14 protein-coding genes are annotated in these 14,506 nt (G+C 66.0%); 5 read left to right on the forward strand and 9 right to left on the reverse strand.

Translation table 11 applies throughout. The features are described 5' to 3' along the window. Positions 1-126: 126 nt before the first annotated feature. Positions 127-888 carry a hypothetical protein gene (locus tag ACNJYA_RS26015; protein WP_212256960.1) on the reverse strand — a complete coding sequence of 254 codons (762 nt, stop codon included), beginning with the start codon at positions 886-888 and terminating at the stop codon, positions 127-129. A gap of 16 nt (positions 889-904) precedes the next feature. Then, the gene (locus tag ACNJYA_RS26020) at positions 905-1,093 is read right to left on the reverse strand and encodes a hypothetical protein (protein ID WP_172784191.1); all 189 of its coding nucleotides are present in this window, start codon (positions 1,091-1,093) and stop codon (positions 905-907) included. Between the two features lie 251 nt (positions 1,094-1,344). Here ACNJYA_RS26020 and ACNJYA_RS26025 point away from each other — a divergent pair, with 251 nt between their 5' ends. Next, positions 1,345-2,322, forward strand: coding sequence for a DUF2336 domain-containing protein (locus ACNJYA_RS26025; RefSeq protein WP_439363736.1), 978 nt, complete (start codon positions 1,345-1,347; stop codon positions 2,320-2,322). Between the two features lie 151 nt (positions 2,323-2,473). Here the strand turns inward: ACNJYA_RS26025 and ACNJYA_RS26030 are convergent, their stop codons facing one another. From ACNJYA_RS26030 to ACNJYA_RS26040, 3 genes are read right to left on the reverse strand one after another with little or no spacing between them, the layout of a single operon-like run. After that, positions 2,474-2,818, reverse strand: coding sequence for a DUF1491 family protein (locus ACNJYA_RS26030; protein ID WP_172784189.1), 345 nt, complete (start codon positions 2,816-2,818; stop codon positions 2,474-2,476). A 58-nt stretch (positions 2,819-2,876) separates the two neighbouring features. Further along, positions 2,877-3,608, reverse strand: a complete 732-nt coding sequence (locus tag ACNJYA_RS26035; RefSeq protein ID WP_439363737.1) for a peptidoglycan-binding domain-containing protein — start codon at positions 3,606-3,608, stop codon at positions 2,877-2,879. Beyond that, positions 3,601-5,463, reverse strand: a complete 1,863-nt coding sequence (locus ACNJYA_RS26040) for a PAS domain-containing sensor histidine kinase (RefSeq protein WP_212256962.1) — start codon at positions 5,461-5,463, stop codon at positions 3,601-3,603. The genes ACNJYA_RS26035 and ACNJYA_RS26040 overlap by 8 nt, the downstream gene beginning before the upstream one ends. 412 nt (positions 5,464-5,875) lie before the next feature. Here ACNJYA_RS26040 and ACNJYA_RS26045 point away from each other — a divergent pair, with 412 nt between their 5' ends. Beyond that, positions 5,876-6,319 carry a DUF5330 domain-containing protein gene (locus ACNJYA_RS26045; RefSeq protein WP_212256963.1) on the forward strand — a complete coding sequence of 148 codons (444 nt, stop codon included), beginning with the start codon at positions 5,876-5,878 and terminating at the stop codon, positions 6,317-6,319. A gap of 68 nt (positions 6,320-6,387) precedes the next feature. Then, the gene (locus tag ACNJYA_RS26050; RefSeq protein ID WP_212256964.1) at positions 6,388-6,816 is read left to right on the forward strand and encodes a SufE family protein; all 429 of its coding nucleotides are present in this window, start codon (positions 6,388-6,390) and stop codon (positions 6,814-6,816) included. A gap of 131 nt (positions 6,817-6,947) precedes the next feature. Here ACNJYA_RS26050 and ACNJYA_RS26055 read toward each other — a convergent pair whose 3' ends face one another. Together ACNJYA_RS26055 and ACNJYA_RS26060 are read right to left on the reverse strand one after the other, a co-directional pair. After that, positions 6,948-7,364, reverse strand: a complete 417-nt coding sequence (locus ACNJYA_RS26055; protein WP_172784182.1) for a MucR family transcriptional regulator — start codon at positions 7,362-7,364, stop codon at positions 6,948-6,950. 145 nt (positions 7,365-7,509) lie between these two features. Continuing rightward, complete coding sequence (locus tag ACNJYA_RS26060) at positions 7,510-8,382, reverse strand: DUF308 domain-containing protein (RefSeq protein ID WP_212256966.1); 873 nt, start codon at positions 8,380-8,382, stop codon at positions 7,510-7,512. Positions 8,383-8,711: 329 nt separating this feature from the next. On the opposite strand from ACNJYA_RS26060, the gene ACNJYA_RS26065 reads away from it, so the two are divergent. Both ACNJYA_RS26065 and ACNJYA_RS26070 read left to right on the forward strand, forming a co-directional pair. After that, positions 8,712-10,361: a glycosyltransferase family 39 protein gene (locus ACNJYA_RS26065; RefSeq protein ID WP_212256967.1), complete on the forward strand. Its 1,650-nt coding sequence runs from the start codon at positions 8,712-8,714 to the stop codon at positions 10,359-10,361. Between the two features lie 193 nt (positions 10,362-10,554). Next, on the forward strand, positions 10,555-11,334 hold the full coding sequence (locus ACNJYA_RS26070) for a class II aldolase/adducin family protein (protein ID WP_212256968.1): 780 nt from the start codon (positions 10,555-10,557) through the stop codon (positions 11,332-11,334). A 291-nt stretch (positions 11,335-11,625) separates the two neighbouring features. On the opposite strand, the gene ACNJYA_RS26075 is transcribed toward ACNJYA_RS26070, so the two are convergent. Together ACNJYA_RS26075 and ACNJYA_RS26080 are read right to left on the reverse strand one after the other, a co-directional pair. Further along, complete coding sequence (locus tag ACNJYA_RS26075) at positions 11,626-13,020, reverse strand: M20/M25/M40 family metallo-hydrolase (protein ID WP_212259617.1); 1,395 nt, start codon at positions 13,018-13,020, stop codon at positions 11,626-11,628. 24 nt (positions 13,021-13,044) lie between these two features. Further along, on the reverse strand, positions 13,045-14,373 hold the full coding sequence (locus tag ACNJYA_RS26080; RefSeq protein WP_212259619.1) for a glycosyltransferase family 87 protein: 1,329 nt from the start codon (positions 14,371-14,373) through the stop codon (positions 13,045-13,047). Between the last annotated feature and the right edge of the window lie 133 nt (positions 14,374-14,506).

Here is a 14,506-nt window from a genome sequence, read left to right on the forward strand (position 1 = left end):
GCTACGGCCGGGGAGAACAAGCGCCAATCGGGGCGATTCGCCCATTATGCTGAACCGCGAGGCCCGCGGCGGGCGCGCGTGCGGCAGCACCGTCCCGGCGGAACTGGCAGGCGTGAGGACCGGCGCTCAGCCCTTCGAGATCACCGCGCGGCCGTAAGGCGGCTGGCCTGCGACCGGCGGGTTGGCGGTCTGGGCGGCGAGCTCGCCGATCAGGCGGTCGGCATCGGCGGCCATGCCGTCGGGGGCCTGGATCACCAGGCGCTCCAGCGCCCAGCGGTAGGACGAGACGCGCTGCTCCAGGCACTGCTGCACCCATTGCACGATCAGCGAATTCTCCTGCATGCGCGCGACCGCATCGTCCCTCTCCCTCGGCGAGAGCGCGGAGACGCGCGCCATGCTGGCATCGCGCTTCCTGTCGAGGTCGATGACGCGGATCGCGCTGGCGAAGAACGGCTCGAAGCGGGTGATGTCGTTGCGCACGTCCTCGATCAGCTGCGCATAGCGCGAGGAATGCGAGCGGTGCGGCTCGTCGATCAGCGTGCGTCCGTACATGGTGCGGTCGAACACGATCTTCTGCCGCCACGGCGAGGGCAGCGCCTTGTAGTCGCCGAACACGCTCTTCCATGCCGGGCGCGACAGCGGCGGCTCGATCATGGGATAGGCGAGATCGCGAAGCTGGCGCTCTTCGTCGGTGAGCTGGAATTGCGAGGGCTTCAGGCCGACGCTGGAGGTGACCTCCGCACCGAGCCAGCGATGCATGTCGTCGCTGCGCATGCTCTCGCGGGTGCGGCCGAAGTCGCCGCCGCTGCACGCCGCGAGCAAGGCGCCCAGCAGCGTGAGCAGGACGGCCGATAGGACAGGCCGGATCTGGCGGATGGAGCCCGGCATTGCATGAAGCCGGATGTCAGCGGCGGCGACGACGGCGCCCCGGCGCTGTGCCCTGCTCCGGCCCGCGATCGCCACTGGTTTCGTCCGCCTCACGCTCGATACGGATCACGGGAAGGATCACGACCGTTCCCATGTCCGCGCGCGGAGCGACATCCCCCGACGAGCCCACCCGGCGACCGGCCGGAAATTCGATGATGGTCCCCATGTCAGCTCTCTTCAATTGCCGCGCGACCGAACGCGCCCCTGCAACATGCATTTCATTAAGATCAGTTCATGGTTAACGGGGTGTAAACGCGCCCCTTCGACCGTAACCGCACGGACCGCGCCGTCCCGTTGCGGCACGACAATTGCTGAATTTGCAGGGCCGGCTTCACGCATCGTTTTCCTTAACGAGGCTTTAAAAGAACCTGCGCTAGGCTCGCCCCCAAGTCTCTTTCCCGAGTTGCGTACGCCTCCATGACCAAGTCGCTGTTTCCCGGATTCGACGGGCTGATGACCCTGTCCCGTCGCGAAGGTGTCGACGTCCGTCCGACGCTGCTGCGCGTGCTGACCGACCTTTACGTCCAGACGAGCACCCACAGCGACGACGAGCAGCGGCAGTTCGTCGAGCTCGCCACGCGGCTGATCGACCAGGTCGACGATGCGACGCGCGCGGCCGTCAAGGCGCGGCTCGCGGTCTATCCGCAGACGCCCGTCCCGATCCTGCAGAAGCTCGGCCTGGTCGCGACCCAGGAAGGCCGCAGGGTTCCATTGGCCCGGGAGATCCCCGCTCCGCCGCGCACGCCCGCATCGGCACGCGTGCCGACCGAGGCCGAGCAGCGCATGGCCGCCAACATGGCGATGCAGCCAAAAGAGGCGGCCGAGATCCACGACATGTTCTTCCGCGCCGGCGCCTCCGAGCGCGCGCTGATCCTGCACAATCTGGCGCAGACCCCGCTGAAGGCCGCCCCCCGGATTCCGACCGTGCGCGCCAAGCGCGCGATCCAGATCCTGGAGATGGCGGCGATCGCGGGCGATATCGAAAACTTCACCTTCGAGCTCGGCGACAGCCTGATCCTGCCCTCGCGCGTCGCAGCCCAGATCGTCGACGATGCCGGCGGCGAGGCGCTTGCGATCGCCGCGCGCGCGCTCGACATGCCGAGCCCGGTGTTCCAGCGCATCCTGTTGTTCTTCAAGCCGGAGATCGGAACGTCCGTGAACACGGTGTACCGGTTGTCGCGGCTCTACGACCGCCTCCCCGAGCGATCGGCGCTGGTGATGCTGGCGGCCTGGCGCGGCTCGACGCTCGCCGTCACCCGCGCGAAGTATCAATCCGCGCTACACGACGGCGAACGCCAGCGCGCCCGTGCCGGCGCAAGCCAGACGCGCCCCGGCGTGCAGCCGGGCTCGGCGCCCGGGGTGAAGACCGGTACCGGCGGGTCGTCGGAGCGATAAGGCCGGCCTTCAGACGCAGCGACATTGGATGGAGAGTGCGCGACGCCTGCCCCAAGCGCGTCATTGCGAGCGTAGCGAAGCAATCCAGAGTCCCTCCGCAGAGAGCTTCTGGATTGCTTCGTCGCTTCGCTCCTCGCAATGACGGTTGGCGCTAAGCCTTCGCCAATTCCAGAAAATGCCGCCCGGCGCGATCCTCGGTCTCGACGATCCAGGCATCCGGATCGAACCGGATTTCCTTGGTCAGCCGCTCCTCGATCGTGTGCTCCGGCAGCGGCTGCGGCGCGACCGGCACGAAGAAGCGATCGATGGGCCGGCCGTCGTCATAGACGGTCTGCGGCGCCGGCGCGTACAGCATCGCATTGCCGTCGAGCAGCGACACCTTGACGAACACCGCGCCCGCCTCCTCGGCACCACGTCGCCGCACGGCGCCGAACACGCCCTCGGTCTGGCAGCGGCGCAAATAGGCCGCGACCCAAATGTTGGATTTCAATCGCATGAAACGCACGATAGGCCAGTGCCGCCATCAGCACCAGCCTCGCTCCGAAGCGTGACAATCATTCGACCGGGTGGCCGATCGCAGCGGCGAGCTCGCGCAGCAGGCGGTCGGAGACCTGACCGGTGACCTGCATCTTGTGCTCGCGCTCGAATTTCTGGATCGCGGACTGGGTCTCGCTGCTCATGCTGCCCGTGATCTTCAAATTGCCGTAGCCATATTCGGACAGCGCACGCTGCACGCCGGCAATGCGCCGCGCGGCCGGGCTTTGCGCCGGGATCGGCGCCGGCGGACGCACGGCCGCCGGCGGCGTCGAGGTCGTCGCCTTGACCAGATTGGTCATCGGATCGTTGGAGCGCGTCGAGGCGGTCGCCTCGACCGGCCTTTCGGTCGCCTTCTCGGCGGCACGCTCGGCAGCCTTGGACTCGGCAGGCTTGGGCTCAGCAGGCTTGGGCTCGACGCGGAACTCGGTCGCGCGCGGCTCGAGCGGCGAGGTATCGGCGCCGACGGGGCGCGGACGCGGCAACGGGTTCGACAGCGGCACGGAGGACGGCGCGGGAAGATTGATCACCGTGCCGAACATCGGCGCGGGGTGCCGGCCGGTCTGGAGGAACAGCGCATTGGCGACGATCGCGGCGATCGCGGCGACGGCGACGAGACCGGCCAGCGTATCCTTGGGGCTGTGCAGCAGCACGCGCATCACGAGGTTGCGCTCGGTCTCGACATCGATGACCGCGGCCTTGGCGCCACGGCGGCGCGGAGCGGCTTCGTCCTTGGCAGACTTCTTAGGCACTTTTCTTCACCAGAGCGGGTTGATCCTGAGGTTGGTCCTGGGACTGGTCGTGAGCTTGGTCTTGAATATCCTGGCGCAGCGCCGGCGTCAGCGTCGCGATCTTGCGCTCGGCCGGCTTGACTTGCGGCGGCGTGTAGACGAGCGGCAGCTTGACGGTGACCGCCGTGCCCTCGCCCAACCGGCTTTGTACCGTCAATTCGCCGAGATGCAACGCCACGAGGCTCTTCACGATCGAAAGTCCAAGGCCGGTGCCCTCGTGACGGCGCTGATAGGTCGTGCCGGTCTGGAAGAACGGCGCGCCGATGCGCTTGAGATCGTCGGGCGCGATGCCGACGCCGGTGTCGCTGATGCGCAGCGTCAGCTGCGAGCCGGACACCGCGGCAGAGACGCAGACCTGACCGCCGCGCTCGGTGAACTTGATGGCGTTGGCGACGAGGTTGAGCACGATCTGCTTGAAAGCCCTGGGATCGCCAGTCATGACGGGCAGGTCCTGCGGCGCGTCGGTGATCAGGTCGATGCCGTTCTCCCGCGCCTTCAGCGCCAGCAGATTGCAGCAATGGAGCAGCGAGGCGCGCGGCGCGAACGGCTCGGACGCGATCTCGAATGTGCCCGATTCCATCTTCGACATGTCCAGGATGCCGTTGACGACCGACAGCAGGTGCTGGCCGGAATCGTTGATCAGCTGGGCGTATTCCTTGCGCTGGGCCGCACCCAGCATCAGGCTCTGCTCCTGCGCGATCATCTCGGAGAAGCCGATGATGGCGTTGAGCGGCGTGCGCAGCTCGTGGCTCATGGTGGCGAGGAAGCGCGTCTTGGCGGCATCGGCCGCCTCGGCGGCGCTGCGCGCCTGGTCCAGTGCCTGCTCGAAAAGCTTGCGGTCGGTGACGTCGCGCATCACGGCGACGACTTCGGCTTCGCACGTGACGTCACGCGCCCTGTCCTGGTCGAGCGGACGGCAGCGCATCTCGACCCAGATGAAATCGACCTGACCCCTCTCGGAGACGGGCTCGCGCCGCAACCGGAACTCGACGCTGCGCACCTCGCCGCGCGCCGCATCCGACAACGCGGTGAGATAAGCCGGCCGATCGGCGACATGGACGCGGTCGAACAGGCCGTGGCCGAGCAGTTGCGCCACCTGCATGCCGAGCATGGTCTCGGCGGCCGGCGAGATGAACTGCACCGCGCCGTTGCGCTGATGCCGTGAGATAACGTCGCTCATGTTGCGCGCGAGCAGGCGATAGCGCTCCTCCTCGCGCGACAGCAGCGCGACGCTGGTGCGCGCAAGCGATTCCGCGCCGAAGGCGAGGCCCGCGGCATAGAGAGTAGCCGAGGCAACGCCGAACGCCATCAGCACGCCGCGCTCGGCCGCGCTCGGCTCCGCCACCGGCAGCCAGCCGAGTTGGCTGACCAGGATCAGCATTCCGGCGCAGGACAGCGCGAGCAGCGAGGCGAAAGCCGCGACGCGGCGCGAAGCCGACAGCGCAGCTTCGAGCGGAACCACGACCAGCCAGACCGCGGCGAAGGATTCGATGCCGCCCGTCGTGACCGCGACGGCCATGATCAGGCCGGCGAGCGCCAGCGACGACAGCACATGCGCACCCTCGTAGCGGCCAGTGCGTGACAGGAACCAGGACAACATGATCGGCGCGATCAGCCAGGCGAAGGCCGCGACCTCGATCGCGCTCGGCGCGCCGCGCATGGCGAGATAGACCGGGAATGCGGCAAAGGCGGCGAGGCTGCCGAGCAGCCGCGGTGCCATGAAGGCGCGATGGCGCGCGCGCGTCAGCGCATCGTAGCGCGCGGAGGGATGCAGCAGTGCATCGAGACAATCGCGGATGATACTCAAAACTGTCACGGGTCTCGCGCTTCGGCTCAATCGTCTTGAGAAGACGCGCCGGAACGCCTCCTTGTCGTTGCGCCACCGTGTCAGAGCGACCTTAAACGAGTGCTAAGGCGGCACAGCGCGCGGCCGGACACCGCGTTATCGCGGAGCTTTTTAGACGATTTGGCGACGTCTTCGCTGCGGATGGTGAACACAGGGTTTCACGGTCCTCCGCATGGTTTCGAAATGGTGGATAGACCTTCTCCGGAAGGTCACGGGCCGCGGCATCAATGGAAAATTTACGAGACCGGGCTCTGCAAAGTTTTTTGCGTCTATTTTCCGCGAATTAAGCTCAAGGCAATCACTTGCGATTTATCGAGGGTTGCTAGGTCCGACGCGCTCTGCGGGGATCGCCGCGGCGGGATCTAACGTACAGGTCGATAAGATGCGCTTTCTGCTCCGCATCACATTCTGGCTCGGGCTGGTGCTGGTGCTCCTGCCGCGGGACAAGACGCCCGAATCGGACAAGCTGCCGCAGATCGGCGCCGCCGATGCGGTGCAGGCCGCGACCGCGGCCGTTTCCGACATGACCCAGTTCTGCAAGCGCCAGCCGGCGGCCTGCGAGGTCGGCGGCCAGGCCGCGACCATCATCGGCCAGCGCGCCCAGGACGGCGCGAAGAAGCTCTATCAGATCATCAACGACAAGAAAGAGCAGATCACCAACGACAAGAACGACGGCAGCAAGAACGACAACAAGAAGGCGCCCGACCATACCGGCTCGATCGCGCTGGCCGGCGAAGGCGATCTTGCCGCGAGCGAGGCGCCGCGCGATACCCTGACCCAGGATGATCTTGCGCTCGAATGGCGCGGACCAGGGCCGGCGAATTAGCGCCCAAACCCTATCGATTTCAGGGCTTCGCATCTCTATATTGGCCTTAACAGGAACTGTGGGCCGATATGACGACGATCGACGACATCAGGGACAATTTCGAGCTTCTGGACGAGTGGGACGACCGCTACCGGTACGTCATCGAGCTCGGCCGCACTCTGGAACCGATGCCGGAGGCGGAACACTCGGCCGAGAACAAGGTGCAGGGCTGCGTCAGCCAGGTCTGGCTGCAGAAGTTGGTCGACCGCGGCAATGGCGAGCCGGTCCTGAGATATCGCGGCGACAGCGACGCCCACATCGTGCGCGGGCTGGTCGCGATCGTGCTCGCGCTGTATTCGGGCCGCACGCCGCGGGAGATCCTCGATACCGACGCGATCGCCGTGTTCAACGAGTTCGGCTTTCGCGACCATCTGACGCCGCAGCGCTCCAACGGCCTGCGCTCGATGGTCGAGCGCATCAAGACCGATGCGAAAGAAGCGCTCGCCGAAGTTTCGTAAAGAACGCCCCCTCGCGTGAGGAGCGCCGTAGGGCGGGCAAACGCGCCCTTGCGCCGTGCCCACCATTTTTCTTCGATTGCGCTGGAGCTGGTGGGCACGCTTTGCTTTGCCCACCCTACAAGATCCCCCGACTACTTCCGCTTCCGCTGCTGCTGCCCGAGACCCATCTGCTTGGCGAGCTGCGAGCGCGCCACCGCATAGTTCGGGGCCACCATCGGATAGTCGGCCGGCAAGCCCCACTTCTCGCGGTATTGCTCCGGCGTCATGTTGTACTGCGTGCGCAGATGGCGCTTCAGCGACTTGAAGCGCTTGCCGTCTTCGAGGCACACGAGATAATCGGGCGCGATCGACTTCTTCAGCGACACGGCCGGCTTGGCCGGCTCCAGCGGCGCGGTTTCGGTGCGGCCTGACGAGACCCGCACCAAGGCGCCGTGCACCTGATTGATCAGGTTCGGAATCTCGGCCGCCGGCGTCGGATTGTTGCTGAGATAGGCCGACACGATACTCGCGGTCAGCTCGATGAAATTCTTCGCCCCCGCATCCGACATGCGCCCCCCTTCTCCCGCTTGTGGTCACGGGATTGACGACACCGAAGTATTCCCTGTCAAGAATACATTCGGCTGAAACACGACGACTGAGGGCGATGCGCTGATTACTGGTGAAGGGCGCCGCTCTACTTGAATGCCGGCCGCCTCAACCGCGCTGGTCGAGATGGGCGCGGAGCTCGTCGATCGAGGCAAAGCGCATCATGCCCTCCGGCATCTGCGCCTCGATGGAACCATCGGAATAGAGCGAATAGGCCATGCCATCGACGATGCCGGACTTGAGCACCGTCACGGGTGGTGCGGACTCCACGGGCGGCGGCGGCTCGGGCGCCGGCGCCGGAGCGGTCTCCGCGAAGGTCGACGGCGAGCGCGGCGGCGGCGGCGGCGGACGGCGCGGGGCGGCCGGCGGTTCTGGCGGGCGCGTACGGTCCGGCTTCGGCCAGGCCACGTCAAAGCTCGCTGGCGGAAGGTTCGGGGCCTCACTGGGCTCCACAGGCGGCGGCGCCGCCTCACCGGATTTCGCCTCGGCGCGCTCGCGTTCCTTGCGCGAGGTCGAGGCGAACAGCAGGTTGCGCCGGCGCGGCGCTTCCGGAGCGGCAGGTGGCGTCGGTGCTTCCGGTTCCTGCTGCGGTGCCTCGGCACGCGGACGCTCGCGCGCAGCAGCTTCGCTCTGCCACGGCGGCGGACTTGCGGGCGGTGGCGGCGGCGCCGGCTCGGCTCTCACCGCCGCAGCGGGCACCGGCTCGGGGGCGACTGCGCCAGGCGCGGCGAGACCCGGCAGCACGGGCCTGACCCGAACCTCGGATGGCACGACCGCACCGGCCAGCCGGCGGGCGAGGCCCTTGAGCTCGAGCAGCACCAGACGCAGGCCGACCAGTAACATTCCGGAGCAGACGCCAATGGTGCCGGAGATTATGAGAGTCCCACCGAGACTGAATTCCCTGATCGTCATGCCGAAAATGATCGCGAGGAGACCCGCCAGGACGGCGCAAATCCCCACGATCAGCAATGCCAAATTCATCGAACTCACCCCCGGCCGCGCATCTGCACGCGAGAACCGCTACGCCACGATACCGTCATACGCTGTTCCACGCCAACGGCCAATTCTGGGCGGTGTTCCTAAAGGGAAGGAAATCAGGGACTTATTCACATTCCCTTCAGCTGCGGCTCGCTACTGCTAGAGCTGCTCTCAAGTCATCGGAATTGGTGCCAACCGGAATTGCTGCGTCGCATCAGGAATTTAGCCATAATGCCCAATTACTTGGTAATGGAACTGCGCTATAGGGAGTCCGGGGTTGAGGCCCGCGCGCACCAGCAGGGCCAAGAGGGGATTCCGGGGCACCGATAGCCATGACATCCATCACGACTTCGGCGATCGACACGCCTTCACGGCGCTCGGTCGAGCGGACTTGCGACGATCTCGCCATGCTGGTGCTGGCCGCGGTCGCCGTCATTGCAGGCTTGACCTTCCGCGATTACGGGCTCGGCTGGGACGACTACACCCACGCCGAATACGCCGACCTGCTGCTGCGCATGTTCGGTTCCGGCTTCAAGGATACCGCGGCGCTCTCCTTCGCCAATCTCTACATGTATGGCGGCGGCTTCGACATGGTCGCGGCCCTGCTGCACAAGGTCATTCCGCTCGAGCTGTTCGAGACGCGCCGTCTGGTCGGTGCCATCGTCGGCGTGATCGGGCTTGCCGTGACGTGGCGGCTCGGCCGCCGCATCGGCGGACCGCTCGCAGGCCTCGCCGCGCTGCTCCTGCTCGCGCTCTGCCCGATCTTCTACGGCCACATGTTCATGAACCCGAAGGATGCGCCCTTCGCGGTCGCCATGATCATCCTCATGCTCGGCCTCGTGCGGCTCGCCGAGGAATATCCGCAGCCGTCGCCGCGCACGATCCTGATCGTCGGCCTGGGGGCCGGCCTCTCGCTCGGCTGCCGCGTTCTCGGCGGGCTCGCTTTGGTCTACGCCACGGTCGGGTTCATGCCGCTGCTGCTGGAGGAATTGCGCAGCGAAGGTCTGCGCGAGTCGGTTCGCCGCTTCGCCCATGTCGTCTATGTGCTGCTGCCCGGCCTCGTGCTCGGCTACCTCGTGATGGGCCTGATCTGGCCGTGGTCGATCATGGAGCCCGGCAATCCCTTCGAGGCGCTGACCTACTTCTCGCATTTCTTCGAGAAGCCATGGAAGGAGATGTTCGACGGCGCGATCGTGTCGGTGCCCGACATGCCCTGGTCGTATCTGCCGACGCTGTTCGCGCTGCAGCTGCCCGAGGTGATGCTGGTGCTGATGGGCGGTGCCATCGTCAGCACCTTCGCCATGCTGCCGCGGCGCGAGGTTCCGGCGCGCCGCAAGACCATCCTCCTGATGCTGACGCTGGCTGCGACGCTGCCGCTCGCGATCGCGATGGTGAAGCGCCCGGCGCTCTACAACGGCATCCGCCATTTCGTCTTCGTGATCCCGCCGATGGCGGTGCTCGGCGGCGTCGCCTTCGCCTGGACCATGGAGCGCCTGCGCGCCAACCACCGCACCTGGCAGCCGGTCGTGCTCGCCACCTTCTGCTTCGGCCTCGCGCTGTCGCTCGCCGAGATGATCCGGCTGCACCCCTACCAGTACACGCACTTCAACCACATCGCGGGCACGGTGCGCGGCGCCGACGACCGCTTCATGCTGGACTATTGGGGTCTCGCCTTGAAGCAGGCCTCGGACGGATTGCGCGAGCAGCTCGTCGAGCGCCAGGAAGTGCCACCGATCAACCGCAAATGGAAGGTCGCGGTGTGCGGACCGCAGCGCCCGGCCCAGGTCGCGCTCGGGCCGGACTTCACCATCGGCTGGGATTCCAATGCCGCCGATTTCGCCATGACGCTCGGCGAGTTCTACTGCAAGGGCCTCACGGCGCCGGTCATGGTCGAGATCAAGCGCGACGACGTGGTGTTCGCCCGCGTCTACGACATCCGCGGCCGCGGCATTTCCAGCCTGCTTTCGATCCCGGCGCCGTAGGATTATTCTCCGTTTCCGTAGATGGGATGGACCGAAGCGTAATCCGGGGACCTGTGGCGTCGTGCGAGCTGCCCCGCATTCCGCTTCGCTCCATGCGGGCTACGCGCGACAGCCACGCTCCTTGCGCCTTGCCGCCAGCCTCACCCGCGACTACGCTCGCTTCCCGCAACAACGACGTTCGGAGAGATCAGCCATGTCGCCAGCAGAAGCCCGCGTGAGGGAAGTGCCCTCCAACATGACGGAGGCGGAGTGGCAGCAACGGATCAATCTCGCCGCCTGCTATCGCCTGGTCGCGCTGTACGGCTGGGACGATCTGGTCGACACCCACATCTCCGCGCGCGTGCCCGGCCCCGACCATCACTTCCTCATCAATCCCTACGGGCTGATGTTCGAGGAAATCACGGCCTCCAGCCTCGTCAAGGTCGACCTGCACGGCAACCAGCTCTCCGAGAGCGAGTACAGCATCAACCCCGCCGGCTTCACCATCCATTCGGCAATCCACGAGGTGCGCGAAGACGCCATCTGCGTGCTGCATCTCCACACCCTCGACGGCACCGCGGTGTCGAGCAGCGCGGAAGGGCTGCTGCCGCTGAACCAGACCGCCCAGCTCGTCACCCACGACCTCGCCTATCACGACTATGAAGGCATCGCGCTCGACCACGAGGAGCGGCCGCGGCTGCAGAAGGATCTCGGCGACCACAACCACATGCTCCTGCGCAATCACGGCACGCTGACGGTCGGCCGCTCGGTCGCTTCCGCTTTCGAGCGCATGTACCACCTCGAACGCGCCTGCTCGATGCAGGTGCGCACGCGCGCACTGGGCACGCCGGTCTATCCGGTCGAGGAGATCGCGATCGAGAAGAACACCGAGCTGTTATCCAACCGCGACCGCGCCGAGCTGCGCGCGAACAACCTCGTGTGGCCGCCCTTGCTGCGCAAGCTCGACCGCGTCAATCCCGGCTACAGGTCTTGAGATTTTCGGGATTTGGCGTAGAGTAACACTCAACGAACCTCTACGCCTTTTGGAATGAAACGCCGCCCAATCCCGGGCGGCGTTTTTATTTGAGGCCGGTCGTCATTGCGAGCGCAGCGAAGCACTCAGACTGTCGCCGCGGAAGATTCTGGATTGCTTCGCTGCGCTCGCAATGACGGGAAGAGGTCTTGTAGGGTGGGCAAAGCGGAGCGTGCCCACGCCTTCTCTCGCGATCCGGGACGAATGGTGGGCACGGCGCGTTGCGCCTTTGCCCACCCTACGGCACCGTGCCTATTTCACCTCCGCCAGCGCGGCGAGGATGCGAGCCCAGGAGCGGATCCCTTTCTGGAAGCTCTGCAGGTCGTATTTTTCGTTGGGCGAGTGGATGTTGTCGTCGTCGAGGCCAAACCCCACCAGCAGCGAGTCGAGGCCGAGCGTGCGCTTGAAGTCGGCGACGATCGGGATCGAGGCGCCGGAGCCCATCAGCACGGTCTCCTTGCCCCATTCCTCCGTCAGCGCCTTGCTGGCGGCGGCAAGCGGCTTCATGGTCCAGTCGAGCGCGACCGCGGGCGCGGCGGAATGGTCGCCGAACTCGACCTTGCAGTCGCCGGGAATGCGCGCCGTCACGTAATCACGGAAGGCCTTGCGGATCTTTTGCGGGTCCTGGCCCTGGACCAGACGGAACGAGACTTTGGCCGAGGCATGTGAGGGAATCACGGTCTTGGAGCCCTCGCCGATATAGCCGCCCCAGATGCCGTTGACGTCGCAGGTCGGACGCGTCGAGGCCTGCTCGACCAGCAGCCTGCCCTTCTCGCCAGCCGGGAGCGACAGCCCGATCGGCTTGAGAAAGCTCTCGGGCGTGAAATCGAGCTTCTTCCACTGCGCCAGGATGTCGGGCGGCGTGTCCTTCACGCCGTCATAGAAGCCGGGAATGGTGATGCGGTTGTCGTCGTCGAACAGGCCGCCCAGGATCTTCGTGAGCAGGCGGATCGGGTTCATCGCGGTGCCGCCGAACACGCCGGAATGCAGATCGCGATTGGCGGCGGTGATCTTCAGCTCTTCATAGAGCAGGCCGCGCAGCGAGGTCGTGATCGCCGGCGTGCTCGGATCCCACATGCCGGTGTCGCACACCAGCACGTAGTCGGCCTTGAACTCGTCCTTGTTGGCCTCGATGAAGGGCACGAAGTTCTTCGAGCCGACCTCCTCCTCGCCCTCGATCAGGAAGGTGACGTCGACCGGCAGCGAGCCCGTCACCTTCTTCCAGGCACGGCAGGCCTCGACGAACGTCATCACCTGGCCCTTGTCGTCCTCGGCGCCGCGCGCGACGATGATCTTGCGGCCATCGGCATGATCGGTGACGACGGGCTCGAACGGCGGACGGTGCCAGAGATCGAGCGGGTCGACCGGCTGCACGTCGTAATGGCCGTAGAACAGCACGTGCGGCCGTCCGCCCGCGCCGGTCCTGCCGACGACGGCGGGATGGCCCGCGGTCGGCCTCACCTCGGTGGCCACACCGAGGCTGGCGATGTCCTTGGCGAGATGCTCGGCGGCAGCCTTGCAATCATCGGCGAAGGCGGGATCGGCCGAGATCGACTTGATCCGCAACAACGAGAACAGGCGCTCCAGGCTGTTGTCGAAATCCTTGTCGATGTGGTCGAGCACGGATTGGAGCTGCGCGTTGGCCATGATTGCTATCCTGGTTGTTGGGTCTCACGAGGTCCCGGGTTTTAACGCCGGCGCGGCCGCGGGGCTAGCCGCAAGCGGCGGATGCCGGATGTGCCAGGCGAGGCACCCTGCGAGGACTGCGGTCGCAGCGAGGTTGTTGCCCCAGGCCTGGATGACATTGGGAAACCACGGCAACGACAGCAGCATGAGGATGCCGGCGGCACCCAGCGCGAGCCAGGTTCCCAGGCGCACATGCGCTCGCTCGTCGAAGGCGGCGCGATGCATCAACACCGTCATCGGGAAGAACAGCCACATGAAGTAGTATTGCCGGGCCAGAGGCGAGGCCACCGTCATGAGGCAGAACAGGATGCCGAGCTCCTCGGCATCCGAGCGCGCCGTTCGCGCCGCTTGCCGCGGCATGATTGCGACGAAGCCGAGCCCGAGCAGCGCCGACAGCGCGAGCACGATCCAGTTCGCCGTCCTGTAGTCGACGTCGATCACGTTCATGGTGCGCGGCGGCTTCTTGGGATCGTCCTGATTGTAGTTGATCGGCCGCACCAGGCGATGCGTGACGGCAATCAGGGATTGGTTGACCCACGACCAGTTCTGCTCGCCACGCTGGCCAAAGCCTTTTTCCGAGCTCGTCCCGACCATGCCCTGGTACCATTTCGCAAGCTCGGCGGCGTTGCGCTCGAAGCCGCGGATCGGCGCCGGCACGAGGTAGAGAAGTATGCCGGTGAAGACGATCGTGCTGACAAGGGCGGCCCATTTGCGCCGCCACGCTAGATAAGGCAGCACTGCGACTGGAAACACCTTGATGGCGATGGCGAGTGCGAACATGAAGCCGGCGAGCCACGACCGTTGATGCCGCAGGCTCCAGAAGCCGTAGAGCATCATCGCCAGCAGCACGAGGTTCGGCTGGCCGAGGTCGAACATGTCGAACACGAAGGACACGGTGACGACGACCGGCAGCGCCTCCAGCCACCGACCCGGCGCGCGGCCCGAGCCGGTCATGACCTGGGAGAGCGCCCCGGTGCACCACCACGCCACGGCGTTCAGGATCGACAGGACGACATAGAGCGGGATCTTGCCGAACCAGCTCGGGATCGCCAGCAGGATCGCCGGCAGCGGCGGATAGATGAAATCGAAATAGTCCTCGGGCGCGGCAGGATAGAGCGGCTCACCCTGCAAGACCTGCTGTCCAGCCCAGTACCAGAGCGAATAGTCCTTGGTCTTGCCGCGTCCGAAAATCTCGGGAACGAGCACGTCGGCGGCCAGGAGGATGCAGCAGAACAGAAAAAGCAGATCCAGCGGCGCCCGCAACGACGGGCGTCTTGGCAGGTCAGGCTTGGCTAACGGGGAGGACGTGGTCACGGTGCGGTCCCGAGCGGCGATGACGCAGGACGTAGCAGACCGGCAAGGACTTGGAGAGTCCCCTCACCTGAATGTGTGACGTTCGGCCCTCCCAGATCGCGGGAGAGGTCGATCGATTGCCTTGCCGTGGGGC

Source organism: Bradyrhizobium sp. BLXBL-01, from assembly GCF_051853025.1.
In the GTDB taxonomy this organism is placed as follows: domain Bacteria; phylum Pseudomonadota; class Alphaproteobacteria; order Rhizobiales; family Xanthobacteraceae; genus Bradyrhizobium.

Coding starts and splice junctions, on each gene's coding strand:
- ACNJYA_RS26050 (WP_212256964.1), top strand. CDS start 6,388: ATGACGACGATCGACGACATCAGGGACAATTTCGAGCTTCTGGACGAG.
- ACNJYA_RS26070 (WP_212256968.1), top strand. CDS start 10,555: ATGTCGCCAGCAGAAGCCCGCGTGAGGGAAGTGCCCTCCAACATGACG.
- ACNJYA_RS26055 (WP_172784182.1), bottom strand. CDS start 7,364: ATGTCGGATGCGGGGGCGAAGAATTTCATCGAGCTGACCGCGAGTATC.
- ACNJYA_RS26045 (WP_212256963.1), top strand. CDS start 5,876: ATGCGCTTTCTGCTCCGCATCACATTCTGGCTCGGGCTGGTGCTGGTG.
- ACNJYA_RS26025 (WP_439363736.1), top strand. CDS start 1,345: ATGACCAAGTCGCTGTTTCCCGGATTCGACGGGCTGATGACCCTGTCC.
- ACNJYA_RS26065 (WP_212256967.1), top strand. CDS start 8,712: ATGACATCCATCACGACTTCGGCGATCGACACGCCTTCACGGCGCTCG.
- ACNJYA_RS26020 (WP_172784191.1), bottom strand. CDS start 1,093: ATGGGGACCATCATCGAATTTCCGGCCGGTCGCCGGGTGGGCTCGTCG.
- ACNJYA_RS26015 (WP_212256960.1), bottom strand. CDS start 888: ATGCCGGGCTCCATCCGCCAGATCCGGCCTGTCCTATCGGCCGTCCTG.
- ACNJYA_RS26030 (WP_172784189.1), bottom strand. CDS start 2,818: ATGCGATTGAAATCCAACATTTGGGTCGCGGCCTATTTGCGCCGCTGC.
- ACNJYA_RS26075 (WP_212259617.1), bottom strand. CDS start 13,020: ATGGCCAACGCGCAGCTCCAATCCGTGCTCGACCACATCGACAAGGAT.
- ACNJYA_RS26060 (WP_212256966.1), bottom strand. CDS start 8,382: ATGAATTTGGCATTGCTGATCGTGGGGATTTGCGCCGTCCTGGCGGGT.